This window comes from Rhodanobacter sp. Soil772 (genome assembly GCF_001428385.1).
In the GTDB taxonomy this organism is placed as follows: domain Bacteria; phylum Pseudomonadota; class Gammaproteobacteria; order Xanthomonadales; family Rhodanobacteraceae; genus Rhodanobacter.
In genome coordinates, this window is sequence record NZ_LMSK01000002.1 from 239,958 (window position 1) to 264,391 (window position 24,434).

The following is a 24,434-nucleotide window of genomic DNA, read 5'->3' on the forward strand; positions in this document are numbered from 1 at the left end:
GGGCGGCAGCCGGCACGGCACAACGGGAGTAGTGACCGACCCAACGGGCGTTCGTTCAATACTTTCGCATCTCCTTAACTTGTGCAACCTGCCAGAAGTCAGCCTGCCCTCAGTCGGCCTGGCGGCGCAGGAACGCCGGAATGTCCAGGTAATCGAAGCCCGGCTCGGCATGCTTCGCCGGCGCCACGGGTTCCGCACGGCTGTGACTGACCGTCATGTCCGGCTGCGCATAGTCCACTACCTCGTTGCCGGTACCGGTACGCAGCACCACCGGGCGCGGGCGCATCTGCACCTGCTGGGTCTCGACCATGCGGATCGGCGGCTGCTGGCGCGACGCCATCGCCCGGTTGAGGCCGGTGGCGACCACGGTGACGCGTACGTCGTCCTTCATTTCCGGATCGAGCGAGGTGCCCATCACCACGGTGGCGTCTTCGCTGGCGAAGTCGTGGATGATACGGCCGATCTCGTCGAACTCACGCATGGTCAGGTTCGGACCGGCGGTGACGTTGACCAGGATGCCGCAGGCGCCGTTGAGGTTGACGTCCTCCAGCAGCGGGTTCTTGATCGCCGCCTCGGCCGCCGCCTGGGCACGGTCGTCGCCGCGGGCGGTGCCCGAGCCCATCATCGCCAGACCCATCTCCGACATCACGGTGCGCACGTCGGCGAAGTCGACGTTGATCAGGCCAGGGGCGGTGATCAGGTCGGCAATGCCCTGCACGGCGCCCTGCAGCACGTCGTTGGCAGCCTTGAACGCATTCAGCAAGGTGACGTCACGGCCGAGCACGCTGAGCAGCTTCTCGTTCGGCACGGTGATCAGCGAGTCGACGTGCTGCTGCAGATCCTCGATGCCCTTCAATGCCACCTGCATGCGCCGCCGGCCCTCGAACGGGAACGGCTTGGTCACCACCGCCACGGTGAGGATGCCCTTTTCCTTGGCCAGCTGGGCCACCACCGGCGCCGCGCCGGTACCGGTGCCGCCGCCCATGCCGGCGGTGATGAACACCATGTCGGCGCCTTCGAGCATCGCCTCGATCCGTTCGCGATCCTCCAGCGCGGCCTGCCGGCCGACCTCGGGATTCGCGCCGGCGCCGAGACCCTTGGTCACGTTGCCACCGAGTTGCAAATGGGTGCGCGAGCCGCAGGTAGTCATCGCCTGCGCGTCGGTGTTGGCGACGATGAACTCCACGCCTTCGATGTTGGCATTCAACATGTGTGCCACGGCATTGCCGCCGCCGCCGCCCACGCCGATCACTTTGATGACTGCATTGGGTGCGAGTTTATCAATCAGTTCAAACATTTCCCGTCCTCCGTAGAGTTGTTGTCGTTGTAACCATGGAGCGCGACTCCTGTCGGTCCGTGGTGGTGGGCGAACGTCCTTCTGCCCGTGGCTGCGCCTCCTGCGCCGCCTAGAAAAATCGTCATCAGAAATTCCGGGTGAGCCAGCCGCGCAACTTGCCGACCAGGCCGCCGACGCTGCCGCCACCCGAGCCGCCCATGCGCGTACCGCCGGCGCGCGAGCCATGCAGCAGCAAGCCCACGCCGGTGGCGTGCAGCGGGCTGGAGACGACTTCGCCGAGGCCGTCGATCTGCTGCGGCACGCCGATGCGCACCATCTTGTGGAAGATCTCCTCGGCCAGCTCCAGCGCGCCTTCCATCTTCGAGGCGCCGCCAGTCAGCACCACGCCGGCTGCGACCAGGCTCTCGTAGCCGGAGCGGCGCAGCTGGTCCTGCACCATTTCGAAGATCTCCTCGTAGCGCGCCTGCACCGACTGCGCCAGCGACTGCCGCGCCAGCCGGCGCGGCGGGCGATCGCCGACGCTGGGCACCTGGATGGTTTCCTCGGCGTGCGCCAGCCCGGTCTGCGCGCAGGCGTACTTGATCTTGATCTCCTCCGCGTGCGCGGTCGGCGTGTGCACGCCGTAGGCGATGTCGCTGGTGACCTGGTCGCCGCCGACCGGCAGCGAGGCGGTGTAGCGGATCGAGCCCTGCGTATAGATCGCGATGTCGGTGGTGCCGGCACCGATGTCGACCAGGCACACGCCCAGCTCGCGTTCGTCGTCGGTCAGCACCGCCTTCGCGCTGGCGACGGCCGACGGCACCAGCTCGTCCACGGTGAGGCCGCAGCGCTGGATGCACTTGGTGACGTTCTGCACCGCCGCCGCCGCGCCGGTGACCAGGTGCACGTTCGCCTCCAGCCGCACGCCGCTCATGCCGATCGGGGCACGGATGCCGTCCTGGCCGTCGATGCGGTATTCCTGCGATTCCTTGTAGAGCACCTTGCGGTCGGCCGGGATCGCCACCGCGCTGGCCGCCTCCAGTACCTGTTCCAGGTCGCTGGCGGTGACTTCGCGATCGCGGATCGCCGCGTTGCCGTGCGAGTTGCGGGTTTCCAGGTGGCTGCCGGAGATCGACGCGTAGACCGAGCGGATGTCGCAGCCGGCCATCAGCTCGGCCTCCTCCACCGCGCGCTGGATCGAGTGCACGGTCGATTCGATGTCGACCACCGAGCCGCGCTTCATGCCGCGCGAGACGTGGGTGCCGATGCCGATCACGGTGATCGGTTCGCCCGGCTCGTACTCGCCGACGATCGCCACCACCTTCGAGGTGCCGATGTCGAGCCCCACTACCAATTGCTTGTCATTGCGCGGCTTCATGAGCGGGGCGAACCTCCAGCGTTGACGGCGGCCGTCTGCGGCCAGCGCACGGCGAATCCATTGGTGTAGCGAAGATCGGCGTAGGCGAAGCCGTCGGTATGGCCGGCGATCAGCTGCGGGTAGACGTCGAGGAAGCGACGCAGCCGGCGCCCGGCGTACTCGCGGTCGCCGATCACGATCTGCGCGCCGTCCGCCATGCTCACGCTCCAGCTGCCGCGGTCGGTCAGCGCCACACCGGTGATCTGCAGCTGGGTGCCGGCGAATGCCTTGCGGGTTTCCGCATAGAAGCTGACCACTTCGGCCAGCCGCGCATCCGGGCCATGCAGGCTCGGCAGCCCGCCGGCGCCGTCCATGCCCGGCGCATCGAACACCAGGCCTTGACGGCTGATCAGCTGCTTGTCGTTCCAGCGGGCGAACGGCTGACGCTCGTAGATGCGCAACTGCAAGGTGGCCGGCCAGCGCTTGCGCGCCTCGACCGATTCCACCCACGGCAGCGCGGCGACGGCCTTCTGTACCGCGTCCAGATCCAGCGCGAAGAAACCCTTGCCCAAGCGCGGCCGCACCGCGGCGCGGATGTCGTCCGCGCTGACATGCTTGAACTCGGCCTGCACCGTCAGCTGGGTCACCGGCCAGCGCCCGGCCGCAAACCACCCGCGCAGCACGCCGACGATCGGCAGCGCGACCAGCGCGATGGCGAGGCACCAGGCGACGAGGCGGACGGTTCCTTTCACTGGGCGCCTCCTTTGGAGTCGCGGGATTCGGGATTCGGGATTCGGGATTCGGTGAAGCCGGTCCGCGCGGTTACCGATTCCCGAGCGAAGCTCGTCTCAAGCACGCGCCAGCACAGTTCCTGGTAATCGATGCCGGCGACTTTGGCCGCCTTCGGTACCAGCGAGTGCGAGGTCATGCCCGGCGCGGTGTTCACTTCCAGCAGCCAGTTGCGGCCGGCGCGGTCGCGCATCACGTCGACGCGGCCCCAGCCTTGGCAACCCAGTGCATCGAACGCGGCGAGCGCCAGTGCGCGCAGCTCCGCTTCGGCGTCGCCTTCAAGGCCGGGACACAGGTACAGCGTGTCCTCGGCGATGTACTTCGCGTTGTAGTCGTAGAACGCACCCTTCGGCACGATGTGGATGCTCGGCAACACCTGGCGGCCGAGGATGCCGACGGTCAGCTCGTCGCCCTCGATCAGGGTTTCCATCAGCAGGTCGCCCGGATACTTCGCGGCCAGCTCCACCGCCTGATCCAGCTGCGCTTCCTCGAACACGCGGGTGACGCCCACGCTGGAACCCTCGCAGGCCGGCTTCACGATCAACGGGAAGCCGATCTGTTTCGCCGCCGCATGCACATCGGCGCCGCGCGGCAAGGCCACGAACTTCGGCGTTGGCAGGCCGAGCGACTGCCACACGCGCTTCGAACGCGTCTTGTCCATCGACAACGCCGAGCCCAGCACACCCGAGCCGGTGTAAGGCACCTTGAGCGCCTCCAGCGCACCTTGCAGCACGCCGTCCTCGCCACCGCCATGCTGGCCGTGCAGGATGTTGAACACGCGCGCGAAATGGTCGGTGCGCAACGCGTCGAGCAGCGCCGGGATGCCGTCGACCGCATGCGCGTCCACGCCGCGCGCCTTGAGCGCCTCCAGCACGTTGCGGCCGGAATCCAGCGAGACTTCACGCTCGGCCGAGCTGCCGCCCATCGCCACGGCGACGCGACCGAACTGGGCAGGATCGCTGATTTTGTCCACGGTCACCTTCACGCTCACTTGTTCGTCCTCAGGTTGCCGAGCTGGGCCAGCTCGACCGCTGCCGCGCCGATGTCGCCGGCACCCAGCAGCAGCAGCAGGTCACCATCGCGCAGCAGCGCCGGCAGGGTTTCCTTCAGCTCGCGCGGATGCTCGACCAGCACCGGGTCGACCTTGCCGCGCGCGCGCACCGCACGCGCCAGCGCGCGGCCGTCGGCACCGGCGATCGGCGCCTCGCCGGCCGGGTAGACGTCGGTCAGCACCAGCACGTCGACCTCGGCCAGCACGTTGGCGAAGTCGTCCAGCAGGTCGCGCGTGCGGCTGTAGCGGTGCGGCTGGAAACCGACCACCAGGCGGCGCTCGGGCCAGCCACCGCGGGCGGCGGCGAACACCGCGGCCAGCTCGCGCGGGTGATGGCCGTAGTCGTCGACCAGCAGCACGTGGCCCTGGTCCAGCGCGATCTCGCCGCGCCGGTGGAAGCGCCGACCGACGCCCTGGAAGTTCTCCAGCGCACGCGCCAGCGCCGCCGCCTCCACGCCCAGCTGCCAGCCGATCGCAGACGCGGCCAGCGCGTTCAGCACGTTGTGCCGGCCCGGCAGGTTGAGCTTCACCGGCAGCGCTTCGTCGCGACCGGGCAGCAGCAGGTCGAAGTGCATCTCAAAACCATGCTGGCTCACGTTCAACGCGCGCACGTCGGCGTCCGCGGTGTCGATGCCGTAGGTCATCACGCGGCGCGTGGTGGACTTCGCCAGCACGGCCACTTCGGGGTCGTCCACGCACAGCACGGCCAGGCCGTAGAACGGCAGCCGGTGCAGGAAATCGGCGAACGCCTTCTTCACCTCGGCAAAATCGCCGTGGTAGTTCTCCAGGTGATCGGCGTCGATGTTGGTGACCGCGGCGATCACCGGCGACAGCAGCAGGAACGAGCCGTCGGATTCGTCGGCTTCCGCGACCAGGTACTGGCCGGTGCCGAGTCGCGCGTTCGCGCCAGCCGCATTGAGCTGACCGCCAATCACGAAGGTCGGGTCGTAGCCGGCCTCGGCCAGCACGCTGGCGGTGAGGCTGGTGGTGGTGGTCTTGCCGTGGGTGCCGGCGATCGCCACGCCGCGGCGGAAGCGCATCAGCTCGCCCAGCATCTCCGCACGCGGGATCACCGGGATGCGCGCCGCGCGGGCGGCGACCAGTTCCACGTTGTCCTGCTTGATCGCGCTGGAGGTCACCACCACGTCGGCGTCACCGATGTTTTCCGCGGCGTGCCCGACGTGCACGACGATGCCCAGCTGCTGCAGCCGCTGCGCGGTCGGCGAATGCGCGCGGTCGGAACCGGACACCGCGTAGCCGAGGTTGTGCAGCACCTCGGCGATGCCGCTCATGCCGACGCCGCCGATGCCGATGAAATGCACCCGGCGGAACGTGCTCATCGGGTCTTCGTGTGCATGCAACCTGCGCGGCGTCATGCGGCCACCTCCAGGCAAGCGCGCGCGATGACCTGCGCCGCGTCGGGTTTGGCCAGCGTGCGCGCGGCTTCGGCCATCGCCAGCAGGCGGCCGCGATCGCCCAGCAGCGACTCCAGTCGCTGCGCCAGAATCTGTACGTCCAGCTCGTTCTCCTGCATCAGTTCGGCGGCTCCGGCCGCCATCAGTACTTCGGCATTGCGCGTCTGGTGGTCGTCCACCGCGTGCGGGAACGGCACCAGCACGGCACCCAGCCCGGCCGCAGCCAGTTCGGCCAAGGTCAGCGCGCCGGCGCGGCAGACGGCCAGGTCGGCCCAGCCATAGGTGCCGGCCATGTCGTCGATGAACGCGACCACCTGCGCCTCGACGCCGGCCTTCGCATACGCCGCACGCGCTTCGTCGAGACCGCGGTTGCCGCACTGGTGCAGCACCTCGGGACGCTGCGCCGGGGTCAGTTGCGCCAGCGCCTGCGGCAGCGCCAGGTTCAGCGCACGGGCGCCGAGACTGCCGCCCAGCACCAGCAGGCGCGGCTTGCCATCGCGCCCGGCCATGCGCTCGGCCGGCGGCGGCAGCACGGCGATCGCCTCGCGCACCGGGTTGCCGACCCACTCGGCCCGCGGCAAGGCATCTGCGAAACCGGCCAGCACGCGCTTCGCCAGTCCGGCCAGCTTGCGGTTGGTAAACCCGGCCACGCGGTTCTGCTCGTGCACCAGCAGCGGCCTGCGCAATAGCCATGCGGCGAGGCCGCCAGGGCCGGCCACGTAGCCGCCCATCGACAACACGCTGCGCGGCTGCACCTGGCGCAGCACGGCCAGCGACGCGAACAGCGCGCGCAGCAACATCAGCGGCGCCAGCAGCCGGGTCCTGATGCCCTTGCCGCGCAGGCCGCCGACCGCCACCGTGTGCAGCTCGATCCGCTGCGCCGGCACCACCGTCGTTTCCATCCCGCCGACCGCGCCCAGCCACACCACCGGCACGCCTTGCGCGCGCAAGCACTCGGCCACCGCCAGTCCGGGGAAGATGTGGCCGCCAGTGCCGCCGGCCATGATCAATACGGGACGGGATTCGGGAATGGAGAATCGGGAATCGGCAAAAGCAGAGCGCGACCCGCTCTGGCCATTCCCGATTCCCGATTCCCGATTCCCGATGGTCATCATGCGGCCACCGCCTCGCGCGGCTTCGCCGCGACATTCGCATCGGCCGCGGCCACCGCCGCCGGCATCCGCGTGGCCATCTGCCGCGCGTCCAGCGCGCGGTTGATCTCGTAGGTGGCGCGCAGCAAGACGCCGGCCATCGCGCAGGTCAGCACCATCGACGAGCCGCCGTAGCTGATCAGCGGCAGGGTCAGTCCCTTGGTCGGCAGCGCGCCCAAGTTCACGCCGACCGACACGAACGCCTGCATCGCCAGCATCAGCGAGACGCCGAACGCGACGTAACCGGCAAAGCGCTGGCCCACCTCGACGCCCTTCAGGCCCAGGTACAGGCCGCGCCCTACCGCCAGTCCGAACAGGCCGATCACCAGCAGCACGCCGGCCAGGCCCAGTTCCTCGCCGATTACCGCGAAGATGAAGTCGGTATGCGCCTCCGGCAGATAGGACAGCTTCAGCACGCTGGAGCCCAGCCCCACCCCGGTCCACTCGCCGCGGCCGATCGCCATCAGCGACTGGGTCAGCTGGAAGCCGTCGTTGAACGGATCCTTCCACGGGTCCATGAACGAGGTCAGCCGCTTCATGCGGTAGCTCTCGCCGGTCGCCGCCACGTACAGCAGTGGCATCAGCGGCAAGCCCATCAGGAACAGGAAGATCGGCCGCGCGCCGCCCAGCCAGACCATGGCGATGGTCACCGCGATCACCAGCGTGGCCGAGCCGAAGTCCGGCTGCGCCAGCAGCAGCAGCACGATCATGCCGGCGACCAGCACCGGCTTGAACAGGCCCAGGAACTTCGTCTCCACGTTCTCGCGATGACGCACCAGGTAACTGGCGACGTAGATCACCAGGATGAGTTTTACCGCCTCGACCGGCTGGAACGTGGTGACCAGCAGGTTCAGCCAGCGCCGCGCGCCGTTGATGCGCAGGCCGAGGTGCGGCACGAACACCGCCAGCAGCATCAGGAACGCCAGCGCCAGCAGCGGGAACGCATATTTTTCCAGCAGCTTCAGCTCGGTGCGCATCGCCATGCCGGCCGCGAACAGACCCAGGCCGAGGAACAGCAGGTGCTTCTTCAGGAAGTAGAACGCGCCGATGTGCTGGCTGTCCGCCACCGCGATCGAGCTCGACGTCACCATCACCACGCCCACGCTGGCCAGCCCGACCAGTGCGACCAGCAGCCACAGGTCGAAGCTGCCGCGCGGTCCGCTGCGGCGTTTGGCTTGGGTGGTGGCGTCAAACATGGGCACCTCCTTTGGAGGCGCGGGATTCGGGATTTGGAATTCGGGATTCGGAAAGACGCGCGCGCCGCAGCGCTGCGGATGTGCGTGCGCTCTTGCGAATCCCGAATCCCGAATCCCAAATCCCGGCTTTCATAGTCACCGCACCTTCAACGTGGCAAGACCGATCAGCACCAGCACCACGGAGATGATCCAGAAGCGCACGATCACGCGCGGCTCGGGCCAGCCCTTCAATTCGAAGTGGTGGTGGATCGGCGCCATCCGGAACACGCGCTTGCCGGTCAGCTTGAAGCTGGTCACCTGGATCATCACCGACGCGGTTTCCATCACGAACACGCCGCCCATCACCAGCAGCACGATCTCCTGGCGCACGATCACCGCGACGCAACCGAGCGCCGCACCCATCGCCAGCGCGCCGACGTCGCCCATGAACACCTGCGCCGGATATGTGTTGAACCACAGGAAGCCCAACCCTGCGCCGGCCAGCGCGCCGGTGAAGATCGCCAGCTCGCCCGCGCCGGGAATCGAGGGGATGCCCAGGTATTCGGAAAACACCTTGTTGCCAGCCAGGTAGGCGAATACGCCAAGCGCGCCGGAAACCAGCACGGTCGGCATGATCGCCAGGCCGTCCAGACCGTCGGTGAGGTTCACCGCGTTGGAGAAGCCCACGATCATGAAATAGGTGATCACCACGAAGAACAGTCCCAGCGGCAGCACCACGTGTTTGAACAGCGGCACGTACAGTGCGGTCTCCGCCACCGGCAGGCCGGCAGCCGCCGCATGCGGCGCGCTGTAGTACAGGAACAGCGCCGCGCCGAGGCCGAACACCGACTGCCAGAAATACTTCCAGCGGCTGGCCAGGCCGCGGCTGTCCTTCAGCACCAGCTTGCGGTAGTCGTCGTAGAAGCCGATCACGCCGAAGCTCAGCAGCACCGCCAGCACCACCCACACGTAGCGGTTGTGCAGGTCGGCCCACAGCAAGGTGGCGACGGTGACCGAAAGCAGGATCATCACGCCGCCCATGGTCGGCGTGCCGGCCTTGACCAGGTGCGTCTGCGGACCGTCGCTGCGCACCACCTGGCCGGCCTTCAGCGCGGCCAGCCGGTTGATCAGCCACGGCCCGCACAGCAGCGACAGCGACAGTGCGGTGAGCGCCGCCATGATCGTGCGGAAGGTGATGTACTGGAACAGATGCAGCGCGGTGAAATGCCGTGCCATCCAGTCGGCCAGTTCAAGCAGCATCGGATGCGTCCCCCTTGTTCTTGCCGGCATGACCGCCGAACGCCGCCACCACCTGCTCCATGCCGGCCGAGCGCGAGCCCTTCACCAGGCAGGTGACGCCCGCGTGCACGCGCGATTTCAAGGCGGCGATCAGCGCAGCCTTGTCGTCGAAATGCTCGCCGCCCGCGCCGAAGGCCTCGACCGTGGCCACGCCGAGCGGGCCCACCGCGAACAACCGGTCGACGCCGCGCTCGCGCGCGCGCGCGCCGATGCCGGCATGCAGCGCTCGCGCGTCCGCGCCCAGCTCGGCCATGTCGCCCAGCACCAGCCAGCGTTCGCCGCCAGCCAGCAGCAAGGTGTCGATCGCCGCCGCCATCGAGCTGGGGTTCGCGTTGTAGCTGTCGTCGATCAGGGTCCAGCCGCCGTCCATCGTCTCGCGGCGCAGCCGGCCGGCCACGCCGGGCACCTGCTCCAGCCCGGCCACGATGGTGTCCAGCGGCACCTCCAGCGCCAGCGCCACCGCCGTCGCAGCCAGCGCATTGGCGATGTTGTGGCGGCCGGGCAACGGCAGCGCCACCTCGGCGTCGCCGTGCGGCGTGCTCAGCACGAAGCGCGAACCGTCCACGCGCTGCTCGATGATGTCGGCACCGACATCGGCCGGCTGATCGAGGCCGAAACGCAGTTGCCTGCGCGCGCCGGCCAGGCCGCCGAAGAAACTGGCGAACGCGTCGTCGGCGTTGATGATTGCGATGCCGTCCGCCGGCAACGCCTGGTACAGCGCGCCCTTGGTCTCGGCCACGCCCTCGATGCTGCCCATGCGCGCAAGATGCGCCGGCGCGATGAGCGTGACGAGGCCGATATCTGGCCGTGCGATGGCAGCCAAGTAGGCGATGTCGCCCGGCTTGCCGGCGCCCATCTCGAACACTGCGTATTCGGTGTCCTGCGGCATCGAGAGCAGGCTTAGCGGCAGGCCCAGCTCGTTGTTGAAGTTGCCCGCGCTGACGTGGGTACGGCCATGCCGCGACAGGATCGAGGCCACCAGCGTCTTCACCGTGGTCTTGCCGTTGGAACCGGTGATGCCGATCACGCGCACGTCGCGCTGGGCGCGCACCGCGCTGGCCAGGTCGCCCAGCGCCAGCACGGCGTCGTTCACCAGCACCTGCGGCAGTTCGCTGTCGACTTTGCGCGTGACCAGCACGGCCACCGCGCCGCGCGCGGCGGCCTCGTCCAGGTAGTCGTGGCCATCGGCCCGCTCGCCCTTGATCGCCACGAACAGGTCGCCCGACTGCAGCTTGCGCGTGTCGATCGCGACGCCGGTGATCTCGGCGCCGTCCAGCCCCGCACCGCTGTCGAGCAGGCGTCCGTGGGTCCACATCGCGATGGCGCCCAGCCGGATCATGCGCGCGGCTCCCGGTTGATCCGTTCCAGCACGGCATGCGCCACCGCCAGATCGTCGAACGGACGCTTGCCGGTGGCGCCGTCCTGATAGGTTTCGTGGCCCTTGCCGGCGATCAGCACGACGTCGCCGGCGTGCGCCAGCTGCAGCGCGTCGGCGATCGCCACCGCGCGATCGCGCTCTACCGTCATCGCGCGCGCCGCGGCCATGCCGGCGACGATCTGCGCCACGATCGCGTCGCCGTCTTCGCCGCGCGGATTGTCGTCGGTGACGATCGCCACATCGGCCAGCCGTGCCGCAATCTCGCCCATCAACGGACGCTTGCCCGCATCGCGCTCGCCGCCGCAGCCGAACACGCAGATCAGCTTGCCGGCGCAATGCGCGCGCACCGCGGTCAGCGCCTGCTCCAGCGCGTCCGGCGTATGCGCGTAATCGACCACCACCAGCGGCTGGCCGCGCAGGCCACCGAGCCGGCTCATCCGTCCGTTGACCGGCTGCAACTGCTCGACCACTTCGACGATGCGCGCGAACGGCTCGCCCAGCGCGCCGAGACAACCCACCACGGCGAGCAGGTTGGCCACGTTGAAGCGACCGATCAGATGGCTGCGGATCGCCCGCGTGCCCCACGGCGTGCGCAGCTGGAACGCCAGCCCTTCGGCCGAGGTGACGATCGCGCTGGCGGCGATCTCCGCCTCGCTGTCGTCGGCCATGCTGAAACGCAGGCGCTGCACGCCGGCAGGTAGTTGCGTCGCCAGTTCGCGGCCGAACGCATCGTCGATGTTGATTACCGCGCCACGCAGGCCCGGCCAGGCGAACAGCTTCGCCTTCGCCGCGCCGTAGGCTTCCATACTGCCGTGGTAATCCAGATGGTCGCGGGTGAGGTTGGTGAACGCGGCCACCTCGAAATCCACTGCACCCACACGACCTTGCTCCAGCGCGTGCGACGACACCTCCATCGCCACGTGGCCGACCTTGGCGTCGCGGAATTCCGCCAGCAGCGCCTGCACGCTGATCGCATCCGGCGTGGTGCGCTCGCCTTCGCGCAGCTGGCCATGCACGCCGGCGCCGAGCGTGCCGATCGAGGCCGCGCGATGGCCGAGCAGGGTCAACGCTTGCGCCAGCAGCTGCACGCACGACGTCTTGCCGTTGGTGCCGGTGACGCCGACCATCCGCATCGATTCGCTGGGGCGGTTGTAAAAACGTGCAGCAATTTCGCTGACCTGATCGTGCAGGTCGTCGATCCACAGTACGGGAACCTCACCGACTGCCTGCGGCAGTCGACCCCTTCCGCCTTCGGCACCTTCCCCTGCAAGCAGGGGAAGGGATTCACCTGGTGCGGGTGCCTCGACCAGCACCACCCGGGCGCCGCGCTGCACGGCGCCGGCGGCGAAGGTGATGCCGTGGGCCAGACTACCGCGCAAGGCGAAGAACGCGTCGCCGCGCTGCACCCGGCGCGAATCGAGGGTCAGGCCGGACACCACGATGCGGCCGGTCTCCGGCGCGGCGGCGATCGGCGCATCGGCGATGCCCAGCAGCAACTGGTCGAGGTGGCCGGTGCTCATGGCGTGCCCTCGTCGATCGGAGCATCGTCGATCGGTGCCTCGACCGGAGGCTTGCTGCCGACCAGTCCATCCGGGCTCTGCAGCGGACCGCCGACATACCAGCGGCCGATGTTGTCCGGCGGCACGTCGAGCAGGCGCAGCGCGCCCTCCATCACCTTGGCGAACACCGGCGCGGAGACCATGCCGCCGTAGTAGCTGCCCTTCTGCGGGTCGTCGATCACCACCACCGCGGCCAGGCGCGGGTTCGACGCCGGCACGATGCCGGCGAACGCCGCGGTGTAGTTGTCCTTGGCGTAACTGCCGGCGCTGGCCTTGTGCGCGGTGCCGGTCTTGCCGGCCACGCTGTAGTTGGCGATGCGCGCCTGCGGCGCCGTGCTGCCCGGCCCGGTCACCGTCTCCATCATGCGGACCAGTTGGGTTGCCACTTCCGGCGAGATGATCTGCTTGGCGGCGACGTCGCCACCCTTGATGAAGCTGGGGCTGTGCATCACCCCACCGTCGGCGATGGTGGCGTAGGCGTTGGCCAGTTGCAGCACGGTGACGTTGAGGCCGTAGCCGTAGCCGAGAATGGCCTTTTCCAGCGGCCGCCAGTCGCGCCCGATCCGCAGGTAGCCGGAGGCTTCGCCGGGGAAGCCGCTCTCGGTGCTGTTGCCGAAACCGAACGCACGATAGGTGTCGTACATCAGGCCGGTATCGAGCGTCATCGCGATGCGCGCGGCACCCACGTTGCTCGATTTGGTGATCACGCCGGTCGGCGTCAGCACCCCGTAATTGTGGGTGTCGTGGATGTCGTGGCCCTGGAAATACCAATGCCCGCCGGTGGTGTCGATGAGCGGGCTGGTCGGCGTGTACTTGCCGCTGGACAGCGCCGCCGCCATCAGGATCGGCTTCACCGTCGAGCCCGGCTCGAGCACGTCGGTCATCGCCCGGTTGCGGCGCTGGCCGGGCCGGCTGCCGCTGAGCGCATTCGGGTTGTAGGTGGGCAGGTTGACCATCGCCAGCACTTCGCCGGTCCTGACGTCGAGGATCACCATCGAGCCGGAGTCGGCCTGGAATTTCTCCAGCGTGTTCTTCAGCTCGCTGTAGGCGAGGAACTGGATGCGCCGGTCGATGCTGAGCGTGAGATTCTGCCCCGGCTTCGGCGCGCGTACCTGCTCGATGTCCTCCACCACATGGCCCATGCGATCGCGAATCACGCGCTTGGCGCCCGGCTTGCCGGCCAGCCAGTCGTCGTAGGCCAGCTCCAGGCCTTCCTGGCCGCGGTCGTCGATGTTGGTGAAGCCGAGCACATGCGCGGTCACTTCGCCGGACGGGTAGTAGCGCTTGAACTCACGCTGGCCGTTGATGCCGGGAATGCCCAGGTCCAGCACGGCCTGCGCCGCGGCCGGCGCCATCTGCCGACGCAGGTACACGAACTCGCGGTCGGAGCGCTGCGCCAGCTGCGCCTTCAGGCCGTCCGCATCCACGCCCAGCGCCTGCGCCAGCGCGGGGATGCGCTCGTCGTTGTCGAGCACCTCGGACGGGTTCGCCCAGATCGACATCATCGGGGTCGACACCGCCAGCGGCTCGCCGTTGCGGTCGAAGATGGTGCCGCGCGACACCGGGATCGGCATCTCGCGCAGGAAGCGCGCGTCGCCCTGGCGCTGGTAGAACTGCTTGCGCACCACCTGCAAGTCGAACGCGCGCGCGACCAGGCCGATCGAGGCCAGTCCGAGCAGGCCGACCACCACCACCATGCGCCGGCGCGCACTGGGGCCGGCGCTGCGGCGCCGGCCGGACGGAGGGGGAGTGTTGTGGTTGCGCCAGCTCATCGCAGCAACCGGATGTCTTGCGGGCGCGGATCGACCATGCCCAGCTTCTGCCGGGCCTCGTCGTCGATGCGCCGCGGTTCGGCGTAGGTGGCCTGCTCCAGCTCGAGCTTGCCGTATTCGATGTTCAGCTCGTCGCGCTGGTTCTGCAGCGCGGTCAGGTTGACGAACAGCACGCGGCTCTCGTGACGCGTCCACACCACGCCGAGCGCACTGGCCAGCACGGCGACCAGCAGGGTCAGCAGGCACATGGCGCCGATCGCCTTCATGCGCACGCTCCTTCGGGCAATTTTTCCGCCATGCGCAGCACCGCCGAGCGCGCGCGCGGGTTCACCGCCAGCTCGGCGTCGGACGGGAACTGCGCCTTGCCGACCGCTGCCAGCCGCGCCGGGGCAGCCTGCACCGGTGGCCCGCGGCGGCTGTTCTGCACGCGGCCGGAATGATCGCGGATGAACAATTTCACCGCGCGGTCTTCCAGCGAATGGAAGCTGATCACCGCCAGCCGGCCACCGGGCTTGAGCCGTTCCAGCGCCGCGTTCAAGCCCTGCTGCAAGGCATCCAGCTCGCCGTTCACACGGATGCGCAGCGCCTGGAAGCTGCGCGTGGCCGGATGCTTGCCCGGTTCGCGCCGGCCCGCCACGCGCTCGATCAGCGCGGCCAGCTGGCCGGTGCGGGTAAATGGGGTGGCGTCGCGGTCGGCCACGATGGCGCGGGCGATGCGCCGGCTGTGGCGCTCTTCGCCATAGTTCCACAGCACATCGGCGATCTCGCGCTCACTGGCCTGGGCCAGGAAATCCGCGACGCTCTCGCCCTGGGTGGTATCCATGCGCATGTCCAACGGCGCATCGGCCATGAAGCTGAAACCGCGCGCGGCCTCATCCAGCTGCGGCGAGGACACACCGAGGTCGAGCAGCACGCCGTCGAGGCCGGCCGCGGTCTCGTCCCACTCGGCCAGGCTGGAGAAATTCGCATGCCGGATCGCGACGCGCGGGTCGCCGGCGAACTCCGCCTGCGCCGCGGTGATAGCGGTGGGATCGCGATCCATCAGCAACAGGCGGCCGTCGGGACCCAGGCGCGACAGAACCGCGCGGGCGTGACCGCCGCGACCGAAGGTTCCATCGAGATAGCGCCCGCCAGCCTGCACGGCGAGTCCCTCCACTGCTTCACCCAGCATCACCGGGATGTGCCGCAACTGCTGCTCGGCCATGCCGCACTCCCGCTCCCGTCCCGCCCACATGCCGATCGCGCCTTACAGGCGCAATTCCGCCATTGCCTGTGTGATCTCGCCTTCACCGATGGTCTGGCGGATCTTCTTGAGGTGTTCCTGTTCGCTCCACAATTCGAATTTGTCGCCCATGCCCAGCAGCACCGCCTTCTTGTCGATGCCGGTCGTGGCACGCTGGCTGGCGGGCAGCAGGACCCGCGACGCCGAATCAGGCTCGACCACGGCGGCCGCGCCGACCAGCTTCATCTGCATGTCGCGATGCGCCTTGACCACTTTGGAAAGTGCGTTGACCTGGTCGCGCACCAGTTCCCACGCCGCGTGCGGAAACAGCCACAGGCAACCCGGCTCGAACGGGTTGTAGGTGACCACCAGACGATTGGCGCACTCGCCCGCCACCTGTTCCCGATATGCCGTCGGAATGGTCAGGCGACCCTTGTCGTCGATGGTGATGGCGGTTTCGCCCTGAAACACGATCAGCAGACTCCACTAAAACCCACGATTTCACACTGGAGCCCACGATAATCTCGCCCCATGAGACTGTCAAGGGAATTTCGCTTGTGAATCAAGGAGTAAAGGCAGAATGCTGACCATACATGCAGCATATTCTCAGGAACGCCGGCAAGGTGTTTGAAAGCAGGGAATTTTTTATAAATTCAAATGCACTGCTTTGGATCCAAACCGAATGAAATCGAGCCGGATCGGCGCCGTGGCACCGCTCCGGGATGAATCGCCGTTCACGCAGACGCCTTCATCACCACCGCGACGACGGGTCGCGGTGGTGATGAAGGCACGAAAGAGGTGGAGTCGGCCTGTAAGCCGGGTTCTGTACGTCTTGCGACGCGACAGTCATTCCTCTCGGCCAGGCGTCGCCGCCTGGCTCCAGCAACCTACCCGGGAACAACGCGGGCCGCGTTATCGTTCCCCTATTTGGTCTTGCTCCGAGTGGGGTTTACCGTGCCGTACGGCGTTGGCCCCGTACGCGGTGCGCTCTTACCGCACCCTTTCACCCTTACCTGTGCCCTTGCGGGCCATCGGCGGTCTGCTCTCTGTTGCACTGGCCGTCAGCTCACGCTGCCCAGGAGTTACCTGGCACTCTGCCCTGCGGAGCCCGGACTTTCCTCGATGCGCTTGCGCGCGACGCGACTGTCCGGCCGACTCCATCGGGAATTGTAGCGCGATAGCGCCAGCAACATCCCCTCTCCCACCGGGAGAGGGTGCCCGCAGGGCAGGAGAGGGGGCCCGACGCTGCATTGACTCCCATCAGTGCCGACCCACCCTACCCCTGGTACAGGAGTTTCCGCGGCGCGCCGCTGATCGCTGACGCCAGCTTCGCCGCCTTCGCCGGCGGCAGCTCATCGCGCAGGATCGCGAAGACGCGTTGCCCTTCGGCCAGCTTCGCGTCCACTTCCTCGCCACGCCCCGCGATCAGGATCACATGCTCGCCACGCTGCTGGTCGGGATCGTTGACAACCCGCGCCGCCAGCTCCGCCAGCGGCGCGCCCAGCACGGTCTCGAACAGCTTGGTCAGTTCGCGCGCCAGCACCGCCTCGCGGTCGGCACCGAACACGTCGCGCATGTCGGCCAGGCTCTCGGCGACCCGATGCGACGACTCATAGAAGATGAGCGTGCGCGCGTCGCCCGCCAGCTCCTGCAGCCGACTGCGTCGTGCGGCGGCTTTCGGCGGCAGGAAACCCTCGAACACGAAACGGTCGCTGGGCAGGCCGGCCACCGACAACGCCGCGATTGCCGCGCAGGCGCCCGGCACCGGAATGCAGCGGATGCCCGCGGCGCGCGCGGCGCGCACCAGCCGGAAACCCGGATCGCTGATCAGCGGCGTGCCCGCATCGGAGATCAGCGCCACCGCATCGCCGCCCTGCATCCGGCGCACGATCGCGTCCACCGCATCGCGCTCGTTGTGCTCGTGCAGCGCGATCAGCGGCGTGTCGATGTTGTGATGCACCAGCAGCGGCCGGCTGTGCCGGGTATCTTCCGCCGCGATCACCGCCGCCGCACGCAAGGTTTCGATCGCGCGGGCGGACAGGTCATCGCGATGGCCGATAGGGGTAGCTACCACCCACAGGCAACCTGGCTGAACTGCTGACATCGTCATACTCCTGCGCCGTGAGCCGGCAATCCGATCGGCTATGATCGCGCATTGACGACCATGACGAACAAGGGATTTCCCATGCGCTTCATGCGCCTCTCGCGCGTCGCCGCGATCGGACTGCTGTTTTCACTGGCGCTGGCCGCCTGCGTGCCGGCGAACGCGCCGCGCTCGCCGGCCGAACTCGCTGCCGCGCAAAGCGCCGAGGCGTTGTCCCGGCAAGGCCAGTTCGACCAGGCCGCCCAGGCATGGCTGGCGCTGGCCACGCAATCGCGCGCCCACGCCGACAGCTACCGCCTGCTCGCCGCCGAGGCCTGGCGCGAGGAAGGTCAGCTCGAGCGCGCCGCCCCGGTGCTGGACAGCATCAAGCGCCAGCGCCTGAGCGGGGACGAGCCACTCCGCTTCGACCTGCTGCTGGCCGAGCTCGCGCTCGACCGGCACGACGCGGCCACCGCGCTGCGGCTCACCACGCAACCGAACGTCGTGGCGCCGCCCGCGCTGCAACTGCGCCTGCTGGAATGGCGCGCCCGCGCCATGGCCGCCGGCGGCGACCGTTGGGGCGCCGCGCGCACCCGCGTGCAGATGGACGGCCAATTGAGCGGTTTCGACCATACCCAGAATCGCCAGCAGATCCTCGCTCTGCTCAACCAGGTCGGCGTCGAGTCGCTCAAGCAGCGCGCCGCCGCGATGCAGCGCGGCGACCGCATGCTGCCATGGGTGAACGAGGCGCTGAGCCAGCTTGGCGTCGCCGTGGCGCAACCGCCGCCGGACCTGCAGCAGCCGGTCGGCACCCTGCTGCCCGGCGCCGACGCGAACGTGCGCGAAGGCTACAAGGCCCCCCCCCAGGTCGCCCTGCTGCTGCCCAACGACGGCAATTACGGCGCGGCAAGCACGGCGATCCGCGAAGGCTTCTTCGCGGCTTATCTCGACGCCGGGCGCAACCATGCGCCGCGTCCGTCGGTGCGCGTCTACGACAGCCAGGGCACCGCCGACGGCGCGGTCAAGGCGTACCAGCAGGCGGTCAGCGACGGCGCCCGGCTGGTGGTCGGTCCACTGACCCGCAGCGAAGTCGCCGCGGTGTTCAGCCAGGCGCAACTGCCGGTGCCGGTGCTGGCACTGAACCATCCCGACGACAAGCAGTTGCCGGCGGCCAATGCCAGCGAATTCGGCCTGCTGCCGGAAACCGAAGGCGCCCAGGCCGCCGATCACATGGTCGAGCGCGGCCTGCGTCAGGTCTACGTCGTGATCTCCACCGACGACTTCGCACAGCGCGCAGCGAGCGCCTTCAAGGCCGAGCTGGCGGCGCGCGGCGGGCAGATCGCCGGCACGATCACCCTGCCGCCGGGCATCACCAGCTACGCCAGCATCATCGCCGGGCTGAAGCTGCCCACCGCACCCGCCGCCTCCGCACCTGCCGCCAACGGCACCGCCGCGCCGGCCGAAAGCAGCGTCGTGAGCGACGCCGGCATCTTCATCAGCATGCGTCCGGCGCAGGCGCGCGTGCTGCTGCCGCAGTTGCGCATCGCACGGGTGAACCTGCCGGTGTTCGCCACCTCGCACGTCTATGAAGGCAGCGACGACGCCGCCGCCAATCGCGACCTGGACGGCGTGGAATTCTGCGACGCGCCATGGCTGTTCGACGCCCAGCCGGGCCTGCCGAACCACGACGGGATCGCCGCGCGCCTGCCGGCGGCCCGCGGCGGCGCCGCGCGGCTGTTCGCGTTCGGCATGGATGCGTGGAACCTGGTGCCTTATCTCGACTGGCTGCGCGCGCACCCGGGCAGCTACGTGCCCGGCGCCAGCGGCCAGCTCGCCGCCGACCAGTTCGGCCGGGTACGCCGCGTGCTGATCTGGGCGCAGTTCCAGAACGGCCTGGCGCGCCCGCTGGGCGGCAGCCTGCAGATGGACGATGTGCCGTCGAACGCGCCACCCGCCACGACCGAGCCGTCGCCGGCCAGCTCCTCGCCGAGCGGGGGCTTCCAGCCCGCAGCGAACTGATGCGCGCCGCCGGCGACGATTTCGAACAGCGCGCCTGCGCCGAACTCGAACGCGCCGGCCTGAAGCTGCTGGCGCGCAACTACACCACCCGCCACGGCGAGCTGGACCTGGTGATGCGCGACGGCGACAGCGTGGTGTTCGTCGAAGTGCGCTATCGCCGCAGCGCCAGCCATGGCGACGCCGCCACGTCGGTCACCACGGCCAAGCAGGCGAAACTGATCCTCGCGGCGCAACACTGGCTGGCCGCACATCCGCAACACGCGCGACGCAGCTGCCGCTTCGACGTGGTCAGCTACGACGGCCCACCCGATGCCGTCCGGCGCGAGTGGCTGCGCGGCGCATTCGAAGCTGGCTGATCGGGCCCGACTGATCCGGCCCGGCTGATCTGGCGCAGCAAATTTTTCCCGCGAGTGGATTACGCTTTGCCGATGCACCTGCCCGCCGAACTGCTTGCCCGCCTGCGCGAGATCTTCCCCATCGACGCACTCGCCACCGGCGAAGCGGAGCGGATCGCCTACTCGTACGACAACTCGCGCCGGCATGCGCTGCCCGACGCGGTAGTGTTTGCCACCGAACATGCCCAGGTCGAGGCGCTGGTGCAGGCCTGTCGTGCGCACAAGGTGCCGGTGATCGCGCGCGGGCGCGGCAGCAATACCACCGGCGCCACGGTGCCGGTGGCTGGTGGCGTGGTGGTGAGTTTCGAGCGGATGAACCGGATCCTGCGGATCGACCCGGACAACCGCCTCGCGGTGGTCGAACCCGGTGTATTGAACGGCGACCTGCAGCAGGCGCTGGCCGCCCACGGTTTCTTCTGGCCGCCCGATCCCTCCTCGGCGCCGTGGTGCAGCATCGGCGGCAACCTCGCCTGCAATTCGGCCGGACCGCGCACGGTGAAATACGGCAGTCCGCGCGAGAACACGCTGGGCCTGCGCGCGGTGGCCGGCAGCGGCGAAGGTTTCCGCTGCGGCACTTACACCAGCAAGGGCGCGACAGGCTACGACCTGACCCGCCTGCTGATCGGTTCGGAAGGCACGCTGGCGCTGATCACCGAAGCCACCCTGAAACTCACCCCGAAACCGTCGGCGGTGCGCACGCTGCGTGCGACCTATCGCGATGTCGGCGCAGCGGCGCGCGCGGTGGCGCGGATCATGGCGCAGCCGGTGACGCCGTGCGCGCTGGAGTTCATCGACGACGTGGCGCTGAAGCTGGCGCACGAGCACGGCGGCGACGGCGTGCCGCTGGCCGGCGCGATGCTGATGATCGAGGTGGACGGCGAAGCGGCCACGTTGCCTTCGGCCGTCGACGCAGTGTCGGCAGCGGCGCGCGGCGATGGGCTGGAAGAACTGCGCGTCGCCGAAACCGCCGAGGAAACCCGTGCGCTGTGGGCCGCACGCAAGGCACTGTCGCCGGCGCAGCGCACCATCTCGCCGCACAAGATCAACGAGGACGTGGTGGTGCCGGTCAGTCACCTGCCCGCGCTGGTCGACGGCATCAAGCAATTGTCGGCGAAGCACGACGTGCTGATCGTCAGCTTCGGCCACGCCGGCAACGGCAACCTGCACGTGAACCTGCTGCCGCGCGCCGACGCCGAACGCGAGCGCGCACACGCCTGCCTCGCCGACGTGTTCGCGCTGGTGATCTCGCTTGAGGGCACGCTGTCGGGCGAGCACGGCATCGGCCTGGTCAAGCGCGAATTCATGCCGCTGGCACTGGAGCCGGCGACGCTGGGGCTGATGCGCAACATCAAGGCGGCATTCGACCCGGATGGCATCCTCAATCCGGGCAAGTTGCTGCCCTGAGCAAAGCTTCGGCAAGCCATGGCCCCGACCATCATCGGCTTCGCAAAAAGCTGCGACACCTGATGCTTTTCCTTGCGCACGTGACTGGGCTATACAGACAGAAGGCATCGGATGGATCGCCAAAGGCATCCTTCGATTCACAGGGGCGGGGGAAAGCACATGAAATTTTTCGCAAGCGTCGCGCTGGTAGTGGCCTGCCTGGGCAGTGCCTCATGCAACCAGCAGAAGCTCATCGACCAGTTCACGCCGAAGACCGAAGCGGCGATGGCAAAAAGCACGCTGGACGATCTGCGCAGAGGCAAGCTGGACACCATTGAATCGCGACTGGCGCCAAACTTGCGAAACGATCCCGCCGTCGACGCCAAACTGCACCAACTCACCGGCTATTTCCCGCCGGGCGAGCCACGCTCGATGAAAACGGTAGGCGCCTTCTCAAACACCTTCAATGGCGTCAAGCATGTTCGCTTGACCTACGAATACCAATTCGATGCATCGTGGCTGCTGGCCGAGGTGGCCATGGTGCAGGATGGCGACAAAATCCTGATCGAAGGGTTGCATGTCAATCGCACGGAACGTTCGCTGGCGCAGACCAACGCGTTCAGCCTGCAGGGCAAGGGGCCAGTGGCCTGGCTGATGATGGGCTTGGTGTGCGTACTTCCGCTGTTCTGCCTGTTTGCCTTCGTGCTGTGCCTGCGCACGCCCATGCGGGAACGCAAATGGCTGTGGGCCATCTTTACCCTGATTGGGGTAGTTACCGTGCGGCTCAATTTGGCGAATGGCGATTTCAACGTGTCCCTGATCAGCGCCCAGTTGTTCAGCGCCTCGGCGTCGCAGTTCCTGAATGGGCCATGGACACTGGGGGTTTCCTTTCCGCTGGGTGCGATGATGTTCCTGCTGCGACGACGCGACCTGATGTTCCGACCCAGCACGGCCATACCACCGATGTTGCCAGGCAGTGATCGCGACTCATCGGGTGTCTGATTGGCGTGCCGATACGGCGTTGCTGTGCCACTCGCGCACCTTGCCTCTTGATGCTTGTCGCGGCGACGCTCTATCGTGTATGGACCCATGCCCCCATTTGATGATTCATCCATGAGCCTCGACAAGCTGCTTGTCGAGATCCGCGCCTGCCGGATCTGCGCGGCGCATCTGCCGTTGGGCCCGCGGCCGGTGCTGCAGGCGTCGGCGACGTCGCGGCTGCTGATCGTCAGCCAGGCACCGGGACGCAAGGTGCACGAGACCGGCATCCCGTTCAACGACCCCAGCGGCGACCGGCTGCGCGACTGGCTGGGGATCGACAAGGCCACGTTCTACGACGCCGGCCGCATCGCGATCGTGCCGATGGGTTTCTGTTTCCCCGGCACCGGCAAGGGCGGCGACCTGCCGCCGCGGCCCGAGTGCGCGCCGACCTGGCATCCGCGTCTGCTGCCGCTGCTGAAGCAGGTACAGCTGACCCTGGTGATAGGCCAGTACGCGCAGGCCGGCCTGCTCGGCGTGGCGCGCGGCACGCGCCTCACCGACACCGTGCAGGCCTGGCGCGAGCACCTTGCCCACGGCCGTCTGCCGCTGCCGCATCCCAGCCCGCGCAATCGGCTGTGGCTGGTGCGCAACCCGTGGTTCGAGACCGAGCTGCTGCCGGTGCTGCGCGAGCGCGTGGCCGCGGCGCTGCACGCAGCGGACTGAGCACACGCCGCAGCGCGCCTTGCCGCCCGCCCGCCGATTCATCTAACCTGCCCGGGCTTCATGGCCACGGGGCCGTTCCCTCGGCCTTTCCTGGGGAACCCGACATGCTGGATACCGGCCGATGAGCATCAAGCTCCGCCTTGTGGCGATGAATTTTCTGCAGTTTTTCGTATGGGGCGCGTGGCTGATCACCATCGGCGCCTACTGGTTCCAGTACCGGCACTGGTCCGGCGCGCAGTTCGGCGCGATCTTCTCGACCATGGGCATCGCCTCGCTGTTCATGCCCTCGCTGATGGGCGTGATCGCGGACAAGTGGCTCAACGCGGAAAAGCTCTACGGCCTGCTGCACATCGGCGGCGCAATCGTGCTGTTCATCGTGCCCTCGATCGACAACCCGAACACGCTGTTCTGGGTGATGCTGCTCAACATGATGTGCTACATGCCGACGATCTCGCTGGCGATCGCGGTGGCCTACAACGCATTGAAGACCGACGGTGCGGATGTAGTACTGGTGTTTCCGCCGATCCGCGTGTGGGGCACGATCGGCTTCATCGCCGCGATGTGGACGGTGAGCCTGCTGCACCTGGAAACCTCGGGCGGCCAGTTCTACGTGGCTTCCGGCGCGGCCCTGCTGCTCGGCCTGTATGCGTTCACCCTGCCGAAGTGCCCGCCGCGCCTGCGCGGTCAGGCGCACACCTCGTGGCTGGATACACTGGGGCTGACCTCGTTCGCGCTGTTCAAGAACAGCAAGATGGCGATCTTCTTCATCTTCGCGATGCTGCTGGGTGCGGCGCTGCAGCTGACCAACGCCTACGGCGACACCTTCCTGCACGACTTCGCCAACGTCGACGCGTACAAGGGCATGATCGCGGTGCGCTACCCGGCGATCATCATGTCGATCTCGCAGGTTTCCGAAACCCTGTTCATCCTGGCCATCCCGTTCTTCTTCAAGCGCTTCGGCATCAAGACGGTGATGCTGATCAGCATGGTCGCGTGGGTGCTGCGCTTCGGCCTGTTCGCCTACGGCGACCCGGGCCCGGGCCTGTGGATGATCGTGATGTCGTGCATCGTCTACGGCATGGCGTTCGATTTCTTCAACATCTCCGGCTCGCTGTTCGTCGAGGAGCAGAGCGACCCGGCGATCCGCGCCAGCGCGCAAGGCCTGTTCATGCTGATGACGAACGGCGTCGGCGCGATCCTGGGCAGCTCGATCAGCGGCGTGATCATCGACCTCTGGTTCACCCACGCCGACGGCAGCAAGGACTGGCACGGCATCTGGACCACCTTCGCGCTGTACTCGCTGGTGGTGGCGGTGCTGTTCGCGATCTTCTTCAAGCACAAGCATGTGCGCGGTAATGCCGCACCGACGGCGGGCGGCCCGCTGCACGGCTGAGGCCGGCATCGCA

The 24,434-nt window shown here is 68.1% G+C and carries 21 protein-coding genes and 1 other RNA gene; 6 read left to right on the forward strand and 16 right to left on the reverse strand.

What is annotated here, in order from left to right; genetic code table 11:
• Window positions 1-109: 109 nt before the first annotated feature.
• The 16 genes from ftsZ to rsmI form a co-directional block, all read right to left on the reverse strand.
• Window positions 110-1,297, reverse strand: coding sequence for a cell division protein FtsZ (gene ftsZ / locus ASG75_RS07835; RefSeq protein ID WP_056387554.1), 1,188 nt, complete (start codon window positions 1,295-1,297; stop codon window positions 110-112).
• 124 nt (window positions 1,298-1,421) lie between these two features.
• Window positions 1,422-2,654, reverse strand: a complete 1,233-nt coding sequence (gene ftsA / locus ASG75_RS07840; protein WP_056387557.1) for a cell division protein FtsA — start codon at window positions 2,652-2,654, stop codon at window positions 1,422-1,424.
• Window positions 2,651-3,385 (reverse strand): cell division protein FtsQ/DivIB, encoded by a 735-nt coding sequence (locus tag ASG75_RS07845; protein WP_056387560.1) that lies wholly within the window; start codon window positions 3,383-3,385, stop codon window positions 2,651-2,653. The genes ftsA and ASG75_RS07845 overlap by 4 nt, the downstream gene beginning before the upstream one ends.
• Window positions 3,382-4,413, reverse strand: a complete 1,032-nt coding sequence (locus ASG75_RS07850; protein ID WP_056387563.1) for a D-alanine--D-alanine ligase — start codon at window positions 4,411-4,413, stop codon at window positions 3,382-3,384. Before ASG75_RS07850 ends, ASG75_RS07845 begins: the two co-directional genes overlap by 4 nt.
• Window positions 4,410-5,849: a UDP-N-acetylmuramate--L-alanine ligase gene (gene murC, locus ASG75_RS07855; RefSeq protein ID WP_056387566.1), complete on the reverse strand. Its 1,440-nt coding sequence runs from the start codon at window positions 5,847-5,849 to the stop codon at window positions 4,410-4,412. The genes ASG75_RS07850 and murC overlap by 4 nt, the downstream gene beginning before the upstream one ends.
• Window positions 5,846-6,919 (reverse strand): undecaprenyldiphospho-muramoylpentapeptide beta-N-acetylglucosaminyltransferase, encoded by a 1,074-nt coding sequence (gene murG, locus ASG75_RS07860; protein WP_082547582.1) that lies wholly within the window; start codon window positions 6,917-6,919, stop codon window positions 5,846-5,848. The genes murC and murG overlap by 4 nt, the downstream gene beginning before the upstream one ends.
• Before the next feature lie 80 nt (window positions 6,920-6,999).
• Window positions 7,000-8,235, reverse strand: a complete 1,236-nt coding sequence (gene ftsW / locus ASG75_RS07865) for a putative lipid II flippase FtsW (protein ID WP_200935645.1) — start codon at window positions 8,233-8,235, stop codon at window positions 7,000-7,002.
• Window positions 8,236-8,370: 135 nt separating this feature from the next.
• Complete coding sequence (gene mraY, locus ASG75_RS07870; RefSeq protein ID WP_056387575.1) at window positions 8,371-9,474, reverse strand: phospho-N-acetylmuramoyl-pentapeptide-transferase; 1,104 nt, start codon at window positions 9,472-9,474, stop codon at window positions 8,371-8,373.
• On the reverse strand, window positions 9,464-10,852 hold the full coding sequence (gene murF, locus ASG75_RS07875; protein WP_056387578.1) for a UDP-N-acetylmuramoyl-tripeptide--D-alanyl-D-alanine ligase: 1,389 nt from the start codon (window positions 10,850-10,852) through the stop codon (window positions 9,464-9,466). The genes mraY and murF overlap by 11 nt, the downstream gene beginning before the upstream one ends.
• Complete coding sequence (locus tag ASG75_RS07880; RefSeq protein ID WP_056387580.1) at window positions 10,849-12,411, reverse strand: UDP-N-acetylmuramoyl-L-alanyl-D-glutamate--2,6-diaminopimelate ligase; 1,563 nt, start codon at window positions 12,409-12,411, stop codon at window positions 10,849-10,851. The genes murF and ASG75_RS07880 overlap by 4 nt, the downstream gene beginning before the upstream one ends.
• Window positions 12,408-14,222, reverse strand: a complete 1,815-nt coding sequence (locus ASG75_RS07885) for a penicillin-binding protein 2 (protein ID WP_056387584.1) — start codon at window positions 14,220-14,222, stop codon at window positions 12,408-12,410. Before ASG75_RS07885 ends, ASG75_RS07880 begins: the two co-directional genes overlap by 4 nt.
• Window positions 14,219-14,479, reverse strand: a complete 261-nt coding sequence (gene ftsL, locus ASG75_RS07890) for a cell division protein FtsL (protein ID WP_200935681.1) — start codon at window positions 14,477-14,479, stop codon at window positions 14,219-14,221. The genes ASG75_RS07885 and ftsL overlap by 4 nt, the downstream gene beginning before the upstream one ends.
• Window positions 14,480-14,484: 5 nt before the next feature.
• A complete protein-coding gene (gene rsmH, locus ASG75_RS07895; RefSeq protein ID WP_056387589.1) occupies window positions 14,485-15,426 on the reverse strand; it encodes a 16S rRNA (cytosine(1402)-N(4))-methyltransferase RsmH in 942 nt (313 codons plus the stop codon).
• Between the two features lie 42 nt (window positions 15,427-15,468).
• On the reverse strand, window positions 15,469-15,924 hold the full coding sequence (mraZ, locus tag ASG75_RS07900) for a division/cell wall cluster transcriptional repressor MraZ (RefSeq protein WP_200935683.1): 456 nt from the start codon (window positions 15,922-15,924) through the stop codon (window positions 15,469-15,471).
• Window positions 15,925-16,240: 316 nt separating this feature from the next.
• Window positions 16,241-16,603, reverse strand: an RNA gene (gene rnpB / locus ASG75_RS11665) — RNase P RNA component class A.
• Between the two features lie 117 nt (window positions 16,604-16,720).
• On the reverse strand, window positions 16,721-17,548 hold the full coding sequence (gene rsmI, locus ASG75_RS07905; protein ID WP_056389151.1) for a 16S rRNA (cytidine(1402)-2'-O)-methyltransferase: 828 nt from the start codon (window positions 17,546-17,548) through the stop codon (window positions 16,721-16,723).
• An 81-nt stretch (window positions 17,549-17,629) separates the two neighbouring features.
• Here rsmI and ASG75_RS07910 point away from each other — a divergent pair, with 81 nt between their 5' ends.
• The 6 genes from ASG75_RS07910 to ASG75_RS07935 all read left to right on the forward strand — a co-directional run bounded on the left by ASG75_RS07910 (window position 17,630) and on the right by ASG75_RS07935 (window position 24,421).
• On the forward strand, window positions 17,630-19,546 hold the full coding sequence (locus ASG75_RS07910) for a penicillin-binding protein activator (RefSeq protein ID WP_056387597.1): 1,917 nt from the start codon (window positions 17,630-17,632) through the stop codon (window positions 19,544-19,546).
• Entirely contained in the window at window positions 19,546-19,902 is a 357-nt protein-coding gene (locus ASG75_RS07915) for a YraN family protein (protein WP_056387599.1), read from the forward strand. Before ASG75_RS07910 ends, ASG75_RS07915 begins: the two co-directional genes overlap by 1 nt.
• A 72-nt stretch (window positions 19,903-19,974) precedes the next feature.
• Window positions 19,975-21,345 carry an FAD-linked oxidase C-terminal domain-containing protein gene (locus tag ASG75_RS07920; RefSeq protein ID WP_056387600.1) on the forward strand — a complete coding sequence of 457 codons (1,371 nt, stop codon included), beginning with the start codon at window positions 19,975-19,977 and terminating at the stop codon, window positions 21,343-21,345.
• Window positions 21,346-21,504: 159 nt separating this feature from the next.
• Window positions 21,505-22,326, forward strand: a complete 822-nt coding sequence (locus ASG75_RS07925) for a hypothetical protein (RefSeq protein WP_056387602.1) — start codon at window positions 21,505-21,507, stop codon at window positions 22,324-22,326.
• A gap of 111 nt (window positions 22,327-22,437) precedes the next feature.
• A complete protein-coding gene (locus tag ASG75_RS07930; protein ID WP_056387605.1) occupies window positions 22,438-23,028 on the forward strand; it encodes a uracil-DNA glycosylase family protein in 591 nt (196 codons plus the stop codon).
• Between the two features lie 121 nt (window positions 23,029-23,149).
• Window positions 23,150-24,421, forward strand: a complete 1,272-nt coding sequence (locus tag ASG75_RS07935) for a nucleoside permease (RefSeq protein WP_056387608.1) — start codon at window positions 23,150-23,152, stop codon at window positions 24,419-24,421.
• The last annotated feature ends 13 nt before the right edge of the window (window positions 24,422-24,434 follow it).

What these genes read in the sequence shown, in the direction of transcription:
- ftsZ (WP_056387554.1), bottom strand. Translation starts at nt 1,297, where the DNA reads ATGTTTGAACTGATTGATAAACTCGCACCCAATGCAGTCATCAAAGTG.
- ftsA (WP_056387557.1), bottom strand. Translation starts at nt 2,654, where the DNA reads ATGAAGCCGCGCAATGACAAGCAATTGGTAGTGGGGCTCGACATCGGC.
- murC (WP_056387566.1), bottom strand. Translation starts at nt 5,849, where the DNA reads ATGACGCCGCGCAGGTTGCATGCACACGAAGACCCGATGAGCACGTTC.
- ftsW (WP_200935645.1), bottom strand. Translation starts at nt 8,235, where the DNA reads ATGTTTGACGCCACCACCCAAGCCAAACGCCGCAGCGGACCGCGCGGC.
- mraY (WP_056387575.1), bottom strand. Translation starts at nt 9,474, where the DNA reads ATGCTGCTTGAACTGGCCGACTGGATGGCACGGCATTTCACCGCGCTG.
- murF (WP_056387578.1), bottom strand. Translation starts at nt 10,852, where the DNA reads ATGATCCGGCTGGGCGCCATCGCGATGTGGACCCACGGACGCCTGCTC.
- ASG75_RS07880 (WP_056387580.1), bottom strand. Translation starts at nt 12,411, where the DNA reads ATGAGCACCGGCCACCTCGACCAGTTGCTGCTGGGCATCGCCGATGCG.
- ASG75_RS07885 (WP_056387584.1), bottom strand. Translation starts at nt 14,222, where the DNA reads ATGAGCTGGCGCAACCACAACACTCCCCCTCCGTCCGGCCGGCGCCGC.
- rsmH (WP_056387589.1), bottom strand. Translation starts at nt 15,426, where the DNA reads ATGGCCGAGCAGCAGTTGCGGCACATCCCGGTGATGCTGGGTGAAGCA.
- rsmI (WP_056389151.1), bottom strand. Translation starts at nt 17,548, where the DNA reads ATGTCAGCAGTTCAGCCAGGTTGCCTGTGGGTGGTAGCTACCCCTATC.
- ASG75_RS07910 (WP_056387597.1), top strand. Translation starts at nt 17,630, where the DNA reads ATGCGCTTCATGCGCCTCTCGCGCGTCGCCGCGATCGGACTGCTGTTT.
- ASG75_RS07915 (WP_056387599.1), top strand. Translation starts at nt 19,546, where the DNA reads ATGCGCGCCGCCGGCGACGATTTCGAACAGCGCGCCTGCGCCGAACTC.
- ASG75_RS07920 (WP_056387600.1), top strand. Translation starts at nt 19,975, where the DNA reads ATGCACCTGCCCGCCGAACTGCTTGCCCGCCTGCGCGAGATCTTCCCC.
- ASG75_RS07925 (WP_056387602.1), top strand. Translation starts at nt 21,505, where the DNA reads ATGAAATTTTTCGCAAGCGTCGCGCTGGTAGTGGCCTGCCTGGGCAGT.
- ASG75_RS07930 (WP_056387605.1), top strand. Translation starts at nt 22,438, where the DNA reads ATGAGCCTCGACAAGCTGCTTGTCGAGATCCGCGCCTGCCGGATCTGC.
- ASG75_RS07935 (WP_056387608.1), top strand. Translation starts at nt 23,150, where the DNA reads ATGAGCATCAAGCTCCGCCTTGTGGCGATGAATTTTCTGCAGTTTTTC.